The following is a 14,800-nucleotide window of genomic DNA, read 5'->3' on the forward strand; positions in this document are numbered from 1 at the left end:
AGGCCCGACCCGTCCCCCCGCCCTTGGCCCCACGGCTGGCGGGGCCTTGGCCTGCGCCGGCCGCAAGGCGCTGGCAGGACTGTGCGCCGCCGCCCTGCTGACCCTGGCCGGTTGCGGCCAGAAGGGTCCGCTCTATCTGCCGGACCCGGCCGCCGCCCAACCGGCACCCGCCACCTCACGCTGAAAAGACCCCATGTCCCAACTCGAACAAGCCCGCGCCGACCTGCCGGCACGCCCCCACATCGACTACCGTGACGGCCAGCTGATGGTCGAGGGCATGTCCGCCACCCAACTGGCGCGCGAGCACGGCACGCCGCTGTTCGTCTATTCGCAGGCGGTGATGCTGGACGCGCTGGCGGCCTATCAGCACGGCTTCACGGGCCGCGACGCGCTGATCTGCTACGCGATGAAGGCCAATTCGACGCTGGCCGTGCTGCGCACCTTCGTCGAGGCCGGCTGCGGCCTCGACATCGTCTCGGGCGGCGAGCTTGAGCGCGCGCTGCGCGTGGGCGTCGATCCGGCCAAGGTGATCTTCTCGGGCGTGGGCAAGACCCGCGCCGAGATGCGCCGCGCGCTGGAGGCTGGCATCGGCTGCTTCAACGTCGAGAGCCTGCCCGAGCTCGATGTGCTGAGCGCGGTCGCCCATGAAATGGGTCTGCGCGCGCCGGTCAGCCTGCGCGTCAACCCCGACGTCGACGCCAAGACCCATCCCTATATCTCGACCGGCCTCAAGGGCAACAAGTTCGGCATCGCCCATACCGACGCGCTGGTGGCCTACCGCCATGCCGCCGCCCTGCCGGGCCTGAAAGTCACCGGCATCGACTGCCATATCGGCTCGCAGATCACCGAGACCTCGCCCTACCTCGACGCGATGGACCGGGTGCTCGACCTGGTCGACGCGATCGAAGCCGCCGGCATCCGTCTGGAGCACATCGACTTCGGCGGCGGCCTGGGCATCAACTACCACGGCGAAATTCCGCCGGCGGCCGACGCGCTGTGGCAGCTGCTGCTGGCCAAGCTCGATGCGCGCGGCTACGGCCAGCACAAGCTCGTGATCGAGCCGGGCCGCTCGCTGGTCGGCAATGCCGGCGTCTGCCTGACCGAGGCGGTGTTCCTGAAACCCGGCGAGCAGAAGAACTTCCTGATCGTCGACGCGGCGATGAACGACCTGCCGCGCCCGGCGATGTACGAGGCCTACCACGCCATCGTGCCGGTGCGGCCGCGCGAGGCCGAGGCGCAGACCTGGGACGTGGTCGGCCCGGTCTGCGAGAGCGGCGACTGGCTGGGCCGCGACCGCGCGCTCGCCGTGCAAGCTGGCGATCTGCTGGCGGTCTGCTCGGCCGGTGCCTACTGCATGAGCATGTCGAGCAACTACAACACGCGCGGTCGCGCGGCCGAGGTGCTGGTCCAGGGCGACCAGGCGCGCCTGGTGCGCGCGCGCGAGTCGATCGACGACCAGCTGCGACTCGAAAGCCTTTGAAACCTGGCTGGCGGTCCCGCCCCGAAAAAGACACCCCAGTTGCTCACTTCCAGCAATCGGCGACCGTCACGCCTTCTCCACTCACGCCCTTGACGCCGGTACTGGTCAGCGTGAGGTCACCGCAACGGTCTGTACCAGTCGGACTGGCCTTCAGCGTATAGGAGCTTGCCGACACCGTTGCGCCCAGGCTGAGTCTGTAGCGCGGAGAATCGGGCGGCACCTGCAGCAACCGTTCAGGCAAGCGGGGATAGGCCAGGGGCGAACCGCTGGCATAGCCGTCATTGGCCGCGTAGTAGCGCTCCATGAATTGCTGCGCTTCAAGCAGCGCCGAGGTTGCGGTGACGCGGTCGCCCCGGCGCATGTATGCGACATAACTGGGCCAGGCGATGGAGGTTATTATGCCGACAATGACCAGTGTCACCATCAGCTCCAGCAGTGACACGCCTCGGCTTCTGTTGCGTTTCATGAGCGGCTCTCAAGGAATCGGAGGATTGATGATGCGGCGCCAGATGCGGTTGGTTTCCATGGTTTGCGGGTTTTGCGAGGACTGGGACTGGGATGGGGCCGCAGCAGCATCGGGCAGGATGGATTGCAGCCAGACCACCGATCCCCGCTTGGTTTTGCCATTGGCGTCAGCAACGTAGTCCGGACTGAAGCCGCGCGCGGTGACGACATAGGCCTGAGCATTGGCCTGGGTGTTGCCGTTGCCGTTGCCGTTGCCGTTGCCGTTGCCGTTGCCGTTGCCGTTGCCGTTGCCGTTGCCGTTGCCGTTGCCGTTGCCGTTAGTTATGGTCTTGCGTTCGACCGCGCATTCGGGGCGACGACCCGGCCGCACTGAGCTGTCGGTCGACTGCGCGATGACCTCAGGCACCACGGTTCTGGAAGCGGAAGCACCGCCGGTTCCGGTCCAGGTCGCGGCCAGCTCCCAGGCGTCGTCGACGGGATTGATGGCGGTGTCGACGATATTGGCGTCGCGCAGAGTCTGGACTCGATCGGCTGAGACCTTGACGAGTTCCGCCTCGCAGTAGCTCAGCGCCAGTTCGGCGTATTGTTGCGCCAGCTTGTTCAGCCTGATGTTGTTGGTGAGCTTTTCACCCGAGACAGCGCCCCTCAGGGAGGCAACCGACATCATGCCGATGATCACCATCAGTGGGAGAACAACGATCAGCGCAGCGCCGCGCTGGCGCCCTGGGGTGATCATGGGTGGGGCCTTGGCTTTCATCTGGGTTCAGAGCGCCATCCGGTTGCGCAGCGTCACGGTGGTGGCGTAGGCCCGTCGCACATGGCGGTCGGTCGAGGTCTGCGGATTCGAGGCGCAGTCGCGATAGCTCAGCATGCCGTCGCCACTCAGGACAGGCTCGTTGCTGCGCATCAGGAGGCAGATCCTGACGTTGACGACCAGGCTCCAATCATTCTCAGTATGGAGATCAGAGGCGCTGACGTAACGCACCACCGACCCCGGATTGGCGGTCGCCGCCTGGCCATAGTGAATATGCATCTCGGCAACATTGTCGACCAGGGGCTGACCACCAGACGCGCCGCTGCCAGTCGCGTAGGCGGCACAGTAGAGTTCAAAGCGCCCGCTGCCATCCACCTTCTCCTTGAGGTAATACCGGTTGTCGGCCAGCGCCGTGCCACCCGCCGCATTGATTCCGTTGCCCAGGCAATCTGACGGCTCGCCGTCAGAGGTGGGCACCGTATTGACAAGATCGGCCTGGTAGATAACCCGCAAGGCTGGCTTGCCCGGAGCCGTCGAGCAGGTCGGGGTGGACTGCGTGACTGAGATGAAGCCCTGATCGCAGCCAAAGATGGGCCGGTCCAGCACGGGACGAACCAGCTTGCCGGTGCTACCCAACCCGGTCGGCCAGACGTAGCCTGCCATCAGCAGATCGCGTGTCAGGATGTCGAAGGCCAGCTGGGCGTTTTCGTTGAGCTCGGCGTAGGCGGCCTGCTCGCGGCCCGCCTGGCTCGAACCCAGGTAAGTCGCCAGCACGGCGGCGATGACGACCATCCCGATGACGAGCGCCACCATGACCTCGACCAGGGAAAAGCCGGCGGAGCGCTTGAGCGACTGAAGTGGCCTCATGGCTTGATCCGGAAATACTGGCAGCGGATGCTGGTTGGATCCTGGTTCAAACCGGACGGACATTCGCGCTGGGCAGATGGCGAATCATCTGACGCTCTCAGGGGTTCGCGCCAGGCGATCCAGACGTCCATGGCCGCGGCGTCCTCATCCCTTTGCAAGAAGACGGAGCCCTGGGGCAACTGGCTGCGCACCCACAGGCGCCACTGAGCCAGATCCAGCGCGGCGATCTGGGCCGGCGAGCAGCTCGCCGCAGCCGTGTTGCAGAGTTCTGCAGGCAAGGTGGCATTCGCTGCCTGAGCGGCAAGATCGAGCGTGAAATCATAAGCTCCCGCGTAAAAACCGGACGGCGACGACGGGTCGCCCTTGTTGGCGCGAATGCGCTCGCCAATGTCGACTGAAAGCTGGGTGGCCGTCGCGCGGTACTGGGACATCTTGGCGTAGCGTACCGAAGCCGCATTCACGGCGGCCAGCGCCAGCAGTCCCACGGAAACGATCACGATGGAAACCGCGACCTCGATCATGGAGGATCCCTTGATGGAACGCCGAGTAGACCCACTCCTGCGTGAACCGGCTGCCCTCAACATGCTGTCGCCTCCCTGGCCTGCAGGCTGGCACGGCCATTGTTAGAGACGCAGATCAGGCGCTTGGCCATCAGGGCCATCTTGGCCCCGGCCTCGGCGCCGGCGGGAGCGACCTCGAAAGTCTGGGTCGCCGCCTTGGCCCAGCCAGTGGCCTCGAAAACGAAGCGTGGCTTGGTCGATCCCGAGGGCGACTTGATCGATTCAATGTTCCTGAGCGGCCCCTGAACCCGGATGATTTCGTCGCCCGTCGTGTATTCGCGATTGATGGTGTTCGAGGGCTGGTAAACCATCCAGCCATCCTTCCAGAGGCCCGAGCCACCACAGGCGGTACCAGTAGAAGAAGCGCACAAGACCACAGGAGCCGAGCGCTTGATGGCTTCGGAGCGCGCCAGCCTGAAATCTTCCAGCAGGGACTGCGACGCCGCCTTGACACTCTGACTGTCGATGAAGGTGCGGAAGCCCGGCACCGTGACGGCCAGGAGCACGGTTACAACGGCAACCGTGACCACGAGTTCGACCAGCGTCAGGCCTTGCGCGGATGTTCTCATCATTCGACTGTGCGGGTCATGCAGGCGAGCCCACCTTCACAAAAAGGACAGCATTCAACGATTGCCATGCGGGATGGCAAATTAATTATGTCAAAATAAATAACGAAAAGCAAGATATGTCATTTGGCACATGACATATTAAAAGCCTCATGCTGATCCCGCAAGGTCAGCAGGACTTCGTGCTGCGAGGCGGCCTGTACCCATGACTGCACCGGCTGACGATCAGCCAGCCGGCCAGCAAATCGGAGACCGTCCAGGTACTCCGGCTAGTAGTGGCGCTGCAGGTCCATCCCGGCGTAAAGCTGCGCGACCTGCGCGGCATAGCCGTTGAACGGCAGCGTCGGACGCCGCTTGGCGAACAGGCCGCCCGACTCGCCGAGCCGGCGCTCGCTGGACTGGCTCCAGCGCGGATGCGGCACCTCCGGGTTGACGTTGGAATAAAAGCCGTACTCGCGCGGAGCGGCCAGGCTCCAGGAGGTGCGGGGCTGCTGCTCGACCAGGCGGATCCTGACGATCGACTTGGCGCTCTTGAAGCCGTATTTCCACGGCACCACCAGCCGCAGCGGGGCGCCGTTCTGGTTGGGCAACACCTCGCCATAGAGGCCGAAGGCCAGCAGCGTGAGCGGATGCATGGCTTCGTCGAGCCGCAGCCCCTCGACGTAGGGCCAGTCGAGCACGCCAGCGCGCAGGCCGGGCATGATCGCCGGATCGGACAGGGTGGTGAATTCGACGTATTTCGCGCTGCCCAGCGGCTCGACTTGCCGGAGCAGCCCGGCCAGGGAATAGCCGACCCAGGGAATCACCATCGACCAGCCCTCGACGCAGCGCAGGCGGTAGATGCGCTCCTCCATGGCACCGAGCTTGAGCAGCTCCTCGATGCCGAAGCTGCGCGGCTTGCCGACCAGGCCTTCGATGCGCAGCGTCCAGGGCCGGGTCTTCATGCGATGGGCGTGGCGGGCCGGGTCGGACTTGTCGGTGCCGAACTCGTAGAAGTTGTTGTAGCCGGTGACGTCGGCGTGGGGGGTGAGCGGCTCCATCGCGAGGGCACCCGGCAAGGTCGAGGGTGAGCCGGGCAAGGCGGTCAGCTTGCCGGGACGATCGCCGGTCTGGCTGGCCCCAGCCCAGGGCGCCAGAGACGCACCACCGGCCAGGGCCGCCAGTCGCAGCAGCTGGCGCCGCTGCTGCCAGACCGCGCGGGGCGTGATCTCGCTCGCGGAAGGCGACAGGCAATCAGTATCTTGGGAGCGAATCAGCATGGTGACGGCACTTTCACGACAGCAGCAATGGCGTTCGTGCAAGGTAACAGAAACGAAAAACCCGGAACGCCCCTGGGTCGGGACTTTCCGGGTTTCGCGGTCCAGCGGCGATCAGAGTTCGCCGTAGCTGTGCAGGCCGCTGAGGAACATGTTGACGCCGATGAAGGCGAAGGTGGTCACGACCAGGCCGGTCAGCGCCCACCAGGCCGCCACCGTGCCGCGCAGGCCCTTCATCAGGCGCATGTGCAGCCAGGCCGCGTAGTTGAGCCAGACGATCAGGGCCCAGGTTTCCTTGGGGTCCCAGCTCCAGTAGCCACCCCAGGCTTCGGCCGCCCACAGCGCGCCGAGCACGGTCGCGATGGTGAAGAAGGCAAAGCCCACCGCGATCGCCTTGTACATCACGTCATCGAGCACCTCGAGCGCGGGCAGCCGCTCGGCGATGCGCCGGCGCGCGAACAGGATGCCGCCCACGATCAAGGCCGAAAGGCCGAAGTAGACGAACCAGTAGCCACTGCCGGCCTGCGCGGCGCCACGGCGGAACACCAGCGGCTCGAAGCACAGCACGATGCCGAGCAGCCACAGCGGCGCCAGCTTGAACCAGCGGGTCTCACCGGCGCCATGCTTGATCAGGTAGGCAAAGGCCAGCATGGCCGAGAGCGCGAAGGTGCCGTAGCCGATGAAGTTGGCCGGCACATGCAGCTTCATCCACCAGCTCTGCAGCGCCGGTACCAGGGGTTGGATCTGGTGCGCCTCGCGCACCACGGTGTACCAGAGCAGGAAGCCGACGGCTGCGCTGACCACCAGCATCACGAAGGCACCCATGCGGCGGGTCTGGTAGATGTCCTCGTAGTAGAGGTAGTAGGCCGCGGTCAGCCAGGAGAACAGCACGAAGACCTCGTAGAGGTTGCTGACCGGGATATGGCCGACGTCGGCGCCGATCAGGTAGCTCTCGTACCAGCGCACCAGGGTGCCGACCAGCGCGAGCACGACCGCGACCCAGGTCAGGCGCGAGCCCAGCTTCTCGAAGGCATCACCCGCGCGCGACAGCAGGCCGACCCAGTAGAAGGAGGTCGCGATGAAGAACAGCATGCACATCCAGAGGATGGCCGACTGACTGGAGAGGAAATACTTGAGCAGGAAAGCCTGCTCGGCGCGCGCGAGATCGGGTCCGCTGCCGGTCTGGTAGAGCCAGATCGCCAGCAAGGCCAGCGCGGCCACCGCCAGCGTCAGCTGGCGCACCGGACGCCAGAACCAGGCCAGCGCGACCAGCGAGGGCACCGTGCCGACCAGGATGGCCTGCTCGTAGCCGTTCATGTAGGCGCCGTAGAGCGCGAAGGCGATGCCGGCACCCGCCGTGACGAGGGCGGCGAACAGCCAGTCCCCCAGGTTTCTGCGGCCGAAGTAGCCGGGGGGCAATTGCAGGGCGACGGTCTGGGTAGCGGTATTCATGCTTTCACCTCGGTGGGGGTCTGCAGCAGCAGGGTCTTGAGGGTCTCGAATTCACGGTCGGCGTCCATGGTCTTGCGGTTGCTCGACAGCGCCAGCGTGGCGCGCAGGCCGCCCTCGGCGCGCGGCGCGAGCCAGACCCAGAGCCGGCGCTCGCGCACGTAGAGCATCGCGAACACGCCCAGGATCAGGAACAGGCAGCCGAGGTAGACCACGGTCTTGCCCGGCGCCCGCGCGACCTGGAACACGCTGGCCTGGACCTGCTCGAAGCTCTCAAGGCGCAGCGCCATCGGCACCGGGTAATAGAAGGCGTCGCTCAGCGCCATCAGCGCCAGCGTCATGAAGGACACGCTGCGTTCGTCGCGTGGCAACGCCGCCAGACCGGCACGCTCACGCGCGAGCTGCGCCAGCTCGAACAGCGTGCCGTTGAGGATGCGCAGCAGCATCTCGCTGGCGCGTTCGCGTTCGGCTTGCGGGACGTTGGACTCGATGAACCGGGACAGCGCGGGCAGACCGCCTGGCAGGGGTTCGGTGCCGGCAGGCGCGGACTGCTGCACGCCCGCGAACAGGTCGAGCGCGCGGCCCGCCGAGGCTTCGAGCGCCTGGGTCAGATCGCGGCGCTGGCCCTCGGTGGCGCCGGCGGCGTAGCGGCGCACTGCGGCACGCCGCAAGGCGGGATCGGCCAGCGCGGCGCGCAGGTTCAGGAAGCCATCCATGCTGTCCTGGTCGTCGGCCGGCAGGCGCAGGTAGCGGAAGGGCTCGGCCGGCGTGTCGCGCACGCCGAGCAGGAAGACGCGGCGACCGTCGATATCGAACGGCAGCATGTAGTTGTTGAACTCGCGCGCCTGGCCGGAGGCATCGCGCAGCTTGTAGCTCACGCTCGGGCCGACGTTGCGCCGCACCTGATGGTTCATGGTCTTGTGGCCGGCACCGAGGCGGCCCTCGATGGCCTGGCGCAGATCGACCTTGCGCACATCGGCGCCGCTGGCGGCCGTGTCGCCGAGGTTCTCGACGTTGATCACGCGCAGGCCGGTGAACTCGACCGTCATGGGCTGGCCGCCGATGTCGAGGCGGGCCGAGTCGCCGATACGGGCATCGAGTTCCAGCGACCTGGGCCGGCCGTCGATCGCGATGCCCTTGAGCTTGAGCCTGGAGCCGCCGTCATCGAAGCTGGACTGGTAGATCTCGACACCACGGTAGTTGACCGGATGGTTGACCTCGACCCTCGCCTCTTTCGTCTCGCCGGTATAGCGGTCGTGGATCACGATGTCGCTGGCGAACAGCTTGGGCATACCGGTCGAGTAGTAATCGACGCTGAACTTCTTGAGCTCGATCTCGAAGGGCAGGTCCTGCAGCAGCACGCCGTCGGGCTGGGTCAGGATCGCGACACCGGCGCGCTGCCCTTCGCCCACCAGCAGGCTGCCACGGAAGGTCGGGTTGCGGTCGGACAGGCGGTGACGCTCGGGCACGTCGGCGATCATGCCGCCGCCGGTGAAAGAGCTCTTGCCCTGGAACCAGGTCTGGGCCTTGACGACCAGGTCGCCGTCGAACAGGCCACCCAGGCAGATCAGCACGATCGCGCTGTGCGCGGCCAGGTAGCCGAGCTTGTTGGCGGCGCCGGCCTTGGCCGCCACCATGAAGCCGGGTCCGGCTTCGGTTTCACGGCGCTGCAGCTTGACCTTCCAGCCAGCCCCGGCCAGGGCCTGGCCCATGTTTCGAGCCGCTACCTCGGGGAGCTGCGCGAGATCGGCCTCGGCGCGATGGCCGAAGGCTTTCAGGCTCTGCTCGCGCAGGTTTTCCTTGTAGGACTTGAGGTCCTTGAAGATCTTGGGCGTGTTGCGCGCGATGCACAGGCTGGTGCTGGCGACCAGGAAGGCCAGGATCAGCAGGAACCACCAGGCACTGTAGACCGAGTAGAGCTGGAAGGCGCCGAACAGCTCGGACCAGAAGGGGCCGAACTGGTTGATGTAGTTGTTGACGGGCTCGTGCTGCTTGAGCACGGTACCGATGACCGAGGCGATGCAGATGACGGTCAGCAGCGCGATCGCGAAGCGCATCGACGAGAGCAATTCCACCGCGTCGCGCAGGCGGCGCGAGCCGCGTTCGAGTTCAAGACCGGTGGTGGAAGCGCTCATCTGTCAGGCTGAAAAGCAAGCAAGGCAGAGCGGGAAGACCAGCGCTGCCTTGTTGGGAATGGTGGGAACTGCCGGAGATCGCCTGCCAAAAAACAGGAAATTGTCCGACAAGTTTAGCGCAGCCAATTGACCCTGATGGACTCAGGGTCTGACCCGACCGTGCGCGGCCGCTCAGCGCAGACCGGCGATGTAATCGGAAACCGCCGTGATTTCCTTGTCGGTCAGGTAGACGGCGACGCCGGTCATCTGCGCGCTGTTCTTGCGCTCGCCGCTGCGGAAGGACTTGAGCTGGGTGGCGGTGTACTCGGCGTGCTGACCCGACAGGCGCGGGTACTGTGCCGGCATGCCAGCGCCATTGGGCGAATGGCAGCCCGCGCAGGCGGCGATCTGACGGTCGGCGATGCCACCGCGGTAGATGCGCTCGCCCAGGGCCACCAGATCCTTGTCCTTGGCGGCGCCGGGGGTCGGTTTCTGGCTCGCGAGCCAGAAACCGACATTGCGCATGTCGTCGTCGGACAGCACGGCGGCCATGCCGGACATCACGGCGTTGGCACGCTTGCCGGACTTGAATTCGGTCAGCTGCTTGACCAGGTACTCGGGGTGCTGGCCGGCCAGCTTGGGGTTGGCGGCGATGACCGAGTTGCCGTCGGCTGCGTGGCAGGCCGCGCACACCTGGCCAAAGGATGCAGCGCCCTTACCCAGATCGGGCTTGGCGGCCTGCGCGTGGGCGGACAACGACAGGGCTGCGAGCGCAGCGGCGCCGATGAGGGATGCGATCAGTTTCATGTAGAGGGCAGATGGCGTCGGGTTGCAAGGGAGCGACCTGCGCAACCAGGGGCACGCAAGACGCAAAACGAGATGATTTTACAATGGACGATGACCGCAGAACCGCACATGAGCCCAGAACCCGCATCCGACCGCAAAATCCGGCCCGCCGACCGCCCCGCGCCCGACGTCAAGACGGCCCACGGCTGGCTGCACACGGCGCGCTTCCTGACCGAAGCGCCCCAGTTGCACCACCTGCCGGCACTCGACGTGCCCGAGATCGCCTTCGTCGGCCGCTCCAACGCCGGCAAGTCGACCAGCATCAATACGCTGACGCAACAGAAGCGCCTGGCCTTCGCCTCCAAGACGCCGGGCCGCACGCAGAGCATCAACCTGTTCGCGCTCGGCAAGCAGGGCGTGACCGACGCGGTGCTGGCCGACCTGCCGGGCTATGGCTACGCCGCCGTGCCACAGGAAGCCAAGCGGCGCTGGCAGCAGGTGATGGCCAACTACCTGGTCAGCCGGCCCAATCTGCGCGGCATCGTGCTGCTGTGCGACCCGCGCCTGGGCCTGACCGAGCTCGACGAGGCGCTGCTGGAGATCATCCGGCCGCGCGTCGAGCAGGGCCTCAAGTTCCTGGTGCTGCTGACCAAGGCCGACAAGCTGACCCGCAGCGAGGCGTCCAAGGTGCTGCAGATCACCCGACTGCAGGCTGGCGGCGGCGAGGTCAGGCTGTTCTCGGCGCTCAAGAAGCAGGGACTCGACGATGTCGCGACCCTGCTCTGGGACTGGACCCATCCGGTGGACGTGGCAGGCCCGCCGGACGCAGCGGCGGCGCCTGAATCCGACGCCTGAAATCACGCGACCGGAGTAGCCTTTCGGCCGAGCGCGTCAGGCAGGCGCGCGCGGCTGCTTGTAGCGCGCATAGCCCCAGAGGTATTGCTGCGGACAGCGCAGGATCACCCGCTCCATGGCGCGATTGAACTGGGCTGCGATGGCGGCCGCGTCGTCGGCCAGCGGCTCGGCCAGCAACTCCTCAAGCGGCAGCACATGGACGACATAGCCACGGCCCCAGGACAGGCGCTCGCCCCAGGCCAGCAGCACGCGGGTGTTGGCCAGGCGGGCGAAGCGCGCCGACAGCGTCATGGTATAGGCCGGCTGGCCGAAGAAGGGGGCCCACACGCCCTGCCCCTCGGGCGGGACCTGGTCGGGCAGCAGGCCGACGGCCTCGCCGCTTCTGAGCGCCTGGATCAGCTGGCGCACGCCGGCCAGCGTGGTCGGCGCCGTCGCGAGACCCGGCCGGGCGCGGCTGGCTTCGACCAGCGCGCGCAGCCAGGCCTGGCGCGGCGGCCGGTAGAGCACCGTCATCGGCTTCGGATCCGCGCCGGTGCCGAACCGCGCGGCATAGGCCTGGGCCGCGATCTCGAAGCAGCCCAGGTGCGGCGTCAGGAACAGCATGCCCTGCCCGGCCGCGCGCGCGGCCTCTATATGTTCGATGCCGTCCCAGCGCCAGGGCAGCGGCCGGCCCAGCCAGAGCCGGGGCAGCTCGGCGCTGAGCTTGCCGGCCTCGCCGACCGAGGCCCAGCGCGCCGCGCCGCGCAGGCCGGCCAGGCGGGTGTTGTGCGCCCAGCGGCGCCGGTAGGACGGCGAGGCCAGCCAGGCCAGCCAGCCGCCCAGCCAGCCCAGCGCGTGCAGCAGGGGCAGCGGCCAGGCCGCCAGCGATCGAAAAACAGTAGGCATCACGGGGAGATTATCGACGCGTGGGCCGCCGAAGCGTAGAATTACCGCATCGCCGAGTTACTTGAACTACTTGCAGGGCGATTCACAAATCCTGCTAAAGCGTTCGCCAGGCTCCGCGAGGGGTTGGCAACGCGCCAACCCCAACGGAGCTAATTCAATGTCCAGCGACTACCTCTTCACCTCCGAATCGGTTTCCGAAGGCCACCCCGACAAGGTGGCGGACCAGATCTCGGATGCCATCCTCGACGCGATCTTCGAACAGGACCCGCGCAGCCGCGTCGCCGCCGAGACCCTGACCAACACCGGCCTCGTGGTGCTGGCCGGCGAGATCACCACCAACGCGCATGTCGACTACATCCAGGTCGCGCGCGACACGATCAAGCGCATCGGCTACGACAACACCGAGTACGGCATCGACTACAAGGGCTGCGCGGTGCTGGTGGCCTACGACAAGCAGAGCAACGACATCGCCCAGGGCGTGGACCACGCGAGCGACGACTACCTCAACATCGGTGCCGGTGACCAAGGCCTGATGTTCGGCTATGCCTGCGACGAGACGCCGGACCTGATGCCGGCACCGATCTACTACGCGCACCGCCTGGTCGAGCGCCAGGCCCAGCTGCGCAAGGACGGCCGCCTGCCCTTCCTGCGCCCGGACGCCAAGAGCCAGGTCACGATGCGCTATGTCGACGGCAAGCCGCACAGCATCGACACCGTGGTGCTGTCGACCCAGCACAGCCCGGACCAGTCCGAGACCCAGCACAAGATGAAGGCGTCCTTCACCGAGGCGATCATCGAGGAGATCATCAAGCCGGTGCTGCCCAAGGAGTGGCTGCAGGACACCAAGTACCTGATCAACCCGACCGGCCGTTTCGTCATCGGCGGCCCGCAGGGTGACTGCGGCCTGACCGGACGCAAGATCATCGTCGACACCTACGGCGGCGCCTGCCCGCACGGCGGCGGTGCGTTCAGCGGCAAGGACCCGACCAAGGTCGACCGCTCGGCCGCCTACGCCGCCCGCTACGTGGCCAAGAACATCGTCGCCGCCGGTCTGGCCAAGCAGTGCCAGATCCAGGTCGCGTACGCGATCGGCGTGGCGCAGCCGATGAACATCACGGTCTACACCGAGGGCACCGGCGTGGTCGCCGACGAGCGCATCGCAGAGATCGTGCGCGAGGTGTTCGACCTGCGCCCGCGCGGCATCATCCAGATGCTGGACCTGCTGCGCCCGATCTACGGCAAGACCGCCGCCTACGGCCACTTCGGCCGCGACGAGCCCGAGTTCACCTGGGAGAAGACCGACAAGGTGCAGCTGCTGCGCGAGCTGGCCGGCCTGTCGGTGGCCTGAAAACCGAAGGGGATCACGACCCCTTCTTCATGGCTCAACCGCCGTTGAGCCAGCCATTGAGCTCGGCGATCGCGGCCTCCTTGTCGCCGCCCGCCAGCGCCTGCAGGCGCACGCGCGAGACCAGGTACAGATAGCGGGCCTGTGCCAGATCGCGCCGCGTCGATTGCAGTTGCTGCTCGGCGTTCAGGATGTCGACCAGGGTCCGGCTGCCGGCCTCGAAGGAGCGCCGGGTCGACTTGACGAGCTGCTCGGCCGAGCGCACGGCCTGCTCCAGCGCGCCGACCTTGGCCACGCCCTCGGTGACACCGCGGTATTCGCGGTGCAGGCGCAGCCCCAGATCGCGCCGGGTGGCCTCCAGCGTCTCCTCGGCGCGCGTCTGCTCGGCCAGCGCCTGGCGCACCACCGAACTGGCATGGCCGCCGGCGTAGAGCGGCACGTTCAGCTGCAGGCCGATGGTCCGGTTGAGGTAGCTAGAACTCGGCGTGGTGACGTTTTCGCTCGCGCTGCGCGTGACCTGCGCCACGGCATCGAGCGTGGGGTAATGCCCGCCCTGGGCCTTGGCCACTTCGGAGCTGGCCGCCTCCAGCCTGGCCTTGAGCGCCTGCAGCTCGGGGCTGCTGGCTTCGGCCATGGCCAGCCAGGCATCGAGGCCTTGCGGCTCGGGCTGCTGCAGCGGCAGCTTGCCGGCGTCGAGCCTGGCGAGTTCACCGACCGGATGGCGCGTCAGCACCTCGAGCTGGCGGCGCGTGTACTCCAGGTTCTGGCGCGCTTCGAGCTCCTGCGCCCGATTCAGATCCAGCCGGGCCTGTGCCTCGTCGATGTCGGTCCGGGTCCCCGAACCCGCGACAAACGCCTTGCGCGCCGCATCGAGCTGGGTCAGGGTAAAGGTCTGCTGGCTCAACACGAGATCGAGCTGGTCCTGCGCGAGCAAGGCCTCAAGGTAGGCCCCCGTCACGCGCACGCCCAGATTCTGCAGTTCGCGCTCGAAGGTGGCGTCGGCATCCTGCACGAGGTGGCCGGCCTGCTCCAGACCGGCCCACAGCGGCTTGCGGAACAGGGGCTGGCGCAGCTGCAAGGTCTGGTTGAAGCTGTAGTACTGCTCGTCGGTCGTGACTGGCTGCCGCCGCAGGTCTTCCTGCGTGCGGCTCAGGTCGTTGCGGTTGCGCCCGGCGCTGAAGACGAGGTTGGGCAGCAACTGGGCCCGCGCCTGCGGCAGGCGCTCGCGCGCGGCGTCGGCGGCGGCGCGCGCCGCCCGCACGGTGGCGTCCTCCCGCAGCGCCGCCTGGTAGGCCTGCAGCAGGTCCATGCTCCAGGCCGACCCGGCGAACAGCGCGGCGGCAGCCGCCAGCGCGCGCAGGGTCAGCGCCCTGCCACGGTGGGCAGCAGCAGCTTGTCCTTGCATCGATGGCGCCATT

15 protein-coding genes are annotated in these 14,800 nt (G+C 67.0%); 4 read left to right on the plus strand and 11 right to left on the minus strand.

The features are described from left to right. Window positions 1–46: 46 nt before the first annotated feature. Together PHR85_RS08655 and lysA are read left to right on the plus strand one after the other, a co-directional pair. Entirely contained in the window at window positions 47–184 is a 138-nt protein-coding gene (locus PHR85_RS08655; RefSeq protein WP_300053085.1) for a lipoprotein, read from the plus strand. Between the two features lie 9 nt (window positions 185–193). Further along, the gene (lysA, locus tag PHR85_RS08660) at window positions 194–1,480 is read left to right on the plus strand and encodes a diaminopimelate decarboxylase (RefSeq protein ID WP_300053087.1); all 1,287 of its coding nucleotides are present in this window, start codon (window positions 194–196) and stop codon (window positions 1,478–1,480) included. A gap of 43 nt (window positions 1,481–1,523) precedes the next feature. Here lysA and PHR85_RS08665 read toward each other — a convergent pair whose 3' ends face one another. The 9 genes from PHR85_RS08665 to PHR85_RS08705 all read right to left on the minus strand — a co-directional run bounded on the left by PHR85_RS08665 (window position 1,524) and on the right by PHR85_RS08705 (window position 10,318). Further along, complete coding sequence (locus tag PHR85_RS08665) at window positions 1,524–1,946, minus strand: type IV pilin protein (protein WP_300053089.1); 423 nt, start codon at window positions 1,944–1,946, stop codon at window positions 1,524–1,526. A 9-nt stretch (window positions 1,947–1,955) separates the two neighbouring features. Further along, on the minus strand, window positions 1,956–2,681 hold the full coding sequence (locus PHR85_RS08670) for a hypothetical protein (RefSeq protein ID WP_300053091.1): 726 nt from the start codon (window positions 2,679–2,681) through the stop codon (window positions 1,956–1,958). Between the two features lie 27 nt (window positions 2,682–2,708). After that, window positions 2,709–3,566 carry a PilW family protein gene (locus PHR85_RS08675; RefSeq protein WP_300053093.1) on the minus strand — a complete coding sequence of 286 codons (858 nt, stop codon included), beginning with the start codon at window positions 3,564–3,566 and terminating at the stop codon, window positions 2,709–2,711. Continuing rightward, window positions 3,563–4,087, minus strand: a complete 525-nt coding sequence (pilV, locus tag PHR85_RS08680) for a type IV pilus modification protein PilV (RefSeq protein ID WP_300053096.1) — start codon at window positions 4,085–4,087, stop codon at window positions 3,563–3,565. Before pilV ends, PHR85_RS08675 begins: the two co-directional genes overlap by 4 nt. Window positions 4,088–4,143: 56 nt before the next feature. Beyond that, on the minus strand, window positions 4,144–4,698 hold the full coding sequence (locus tag PHR85_RS08685; protein ID WP_300053100.1) for a GspH/FimT family protein: 555 nt from the start codon (window positions 4,696–4,698) through the stop codon (window positions 4,144–4,146). Between the two features lie 263 nt (window positions 4,699–4,961). After that, complete coding sequence (gene msrP / locus PHR85_RS08690; protein ID WP_300053103.1) at window positions 4,962–5,951, minus strand: protein-methionine-sulfoxide reductase catalytic subunit MsrP; 990 nt, start codon at window positions 5,949–5,951, stop codon at window positions 4,962–4,964. A 111-nt stretch (window positions 5,952–6,062) separates the two neighbouring features. Continuing rightward, window positions 6,063–7,400, minus strand: coding sequence for a c-type cytochrome biogenesis protein CcsB (gene ccsB, locus PHR85_RS08695; protein WP_300053106.1), 1,338 nt, complete (start codon window positions 7,398–7,400; stop codon window positions 6,063–6,065). Next, window positions 7,397–9,532: a cytochrome c biogenesis protein ResB gene (locus tag PHR85_RS08700; RefSeq protein ID WP_300053109.1), complete on the minus strand. Its 2,136-nt coding sequence runs from the start codon at window positions 9,530–9,532 to the stop codon at window positions 7,397–7,399. The genes ccsB and PHR85_RS08700 overlap by 4 nt, the downstream gene beginning before the upstream one ends. A 171-nt stretch (window positions 9,533–9,703) precedes the next feature. Beyond that, the gene (locus PHR85_RS08705; protein WP_300053112.1) at window positions 9,704–10,318 is read right to left on the minus strand and encodes a c-type cytochrome; all 615 of its coding nucleotides are present in this window, start codon (window positions 10,316–10,318) and stop codon (window positions 9,704–9,706) included. Window positions 10,319–10,426: 108 nt separating this feature from the next. On the opposite strand from PHR85_RS08705, the gene yihA reads away from it, so the two are divergent. Further along, a complete protein-coding gene (gene yihA, locus PHR85_RS08710) occupies window positions 10,427–11,152 on the plus strand; it encodes a ribosome biogenesis GTP-binding protein YihA/YsxC (protein WP_300053115.1) in 726 nt (241 codons plus the stop codon). Between the two features lie 36 nt (window positions 11,153–11,188). On the opposite strand, the gene PHR85_RS08715 is transcribed toward yihA, so the two are convergent. Then, window positions 11,189–12,037 (minus strand): lysophospholipid acyltransferase family protein, encoded by an 849-nt coding sequence (locus PHR85_RS08715; protein ID WP_300053118.1) that lies wholly within the window; start codon window positions 12,035–12,037, stop codon window positions 11,189–11,191. Between the two features lie 157 nt (window positions 12,038–12,194). Between PHR85_RS08715 and metK the strand changes: the two genes are divergently transcribed. Then, window positions 12,195–13,385: a methionine adenosyltransferase gene (metK, locus tag PHR85_RS08720; protein ID WP_300053121.1), complete on the plus strand. Its 1,191-nt coding sequence runs from the start codon at window positions 12,195–12,197 to the stop codon at window positions 13,383–13,385. Between the two features lie 34 nt (window positions 13,386–13,419). Here the strand turns inward: metK and PHR85_RS08725 are convergent, their stop codons facing one another. Further along, window positions 13,420–14,799, minus strand: coding sequence for a TolC family outer membrane protein (locus PHR85_RS08725; protein ID WP_300053124.1), 1,380 nt, complete (start codon window positions 14,797–14,799; stop codon window positions 13,420–13,422). Window position 14,800 lies beyond the last annotated feature (1 nt).

The sequence above is a fragment of the Malikia sp. genome, assembly GCF_028687635.1.
In the GTDB taxonomy this organism is placed as follows: Bacteria; Pseudomonadota; Gammaproteobacteria; order Burkholderiales; family Burkholderiaceae_C; genus Malikia.

Coding starts and splice junctions, on each gene's coding strand:
- ccsB (WP_300053106.1), bottom strand. CDS start 7,400: ATGAATACCGCTACCCAGACCGTCGCCCTGCAATTGCCCCCCGGCTAC.
- PHR85_RS08725 (WP_300053124.1), bottom strand. CDS start 14,799: ATGGCGCCATCGATGCAAGGACAAGCTGCTGCTGCCCACCGTGGCAGG.
- PHR85_RS08665 (WP_300053089.1), bottom strand. CDS start 1,946: ATGAAACGCAACAGAAGCCGAGGCGTGTCACTGCTGGAGCTGATGGTG.
- PHR85_RS08715 (WP_300053118.1), bottom strand. CDS start 12,037: ATGCCTACTGTTTTTCGATCGCTGGCGGCCTGGCCGCTGCCCCTGCTG.
- PHR85_RS08700 (WP_300053109.1), bottom strand. CDS start 9,532: ATGAGCGCTTCCACCACCGGTCTTGAACTCGAACGCGGCTCGCGCCGC.
- yihA (WP_300053115.1), top strand. CDS start 10,427: ATGAGCCCAGAACCCGCATCCGACCGCAAAATCCGGCCCGCCGACCGC.
- pilV (WP_300053096.1), bottom strand. CDS start 4,087: ATGATCGAGGTCGCGGTTTCCATCGTGATCGTTTCCGTGGGACTGCTG.
- PHR85_RS08705 (WP_300053112.1), bottom strand. CDS start 10,318: ATGAAACTGATCGCATCCCTCATCGGCGCCGCTGCGCTCGCAGCCCTG.
- lysA (WP_300053087.1), top strand. CDS start 194: ATGTCCCAACTCGAACAAGCCCGCGCCGACCTGCCGGCACGCCCCCAC.
- PHR85_RS08685 (WP_300053100.1), bottom strand. CDS start 4,698: ATGATGAGAACATCCGCGCAAGGCCTGACGCTGGTCGAACTCGTGGTC.
- PHR85_RS08670 (WP_300053091.1), bottom strand. CDS start 2,681: ATGATCACCCCAGGGCGCCAGCGCGGCGCTGCGCTGATCGTTGTTCTC.
- metK (WP_300053121.1), top strand. CDS start 12,195: ATGTCCAGCGACTACCTCTTCACCTCCGAATCGGTTTCCGAAGGCCAC.
- msrP (WP_300053103.1), bottom strand. CDS start 5,951: ATGCTGATTCGCTCCCAAGATACTGATTGCCTGTCGCCTTCCGCGAGC.
- PHR85_RS08675 (WP_300053093.1), bottom strand. CDS start 3,566: ATGAGGCCACTTCAGTCGCTCAAGCGCTCCGCCGGCTTTTCCCTGGTC.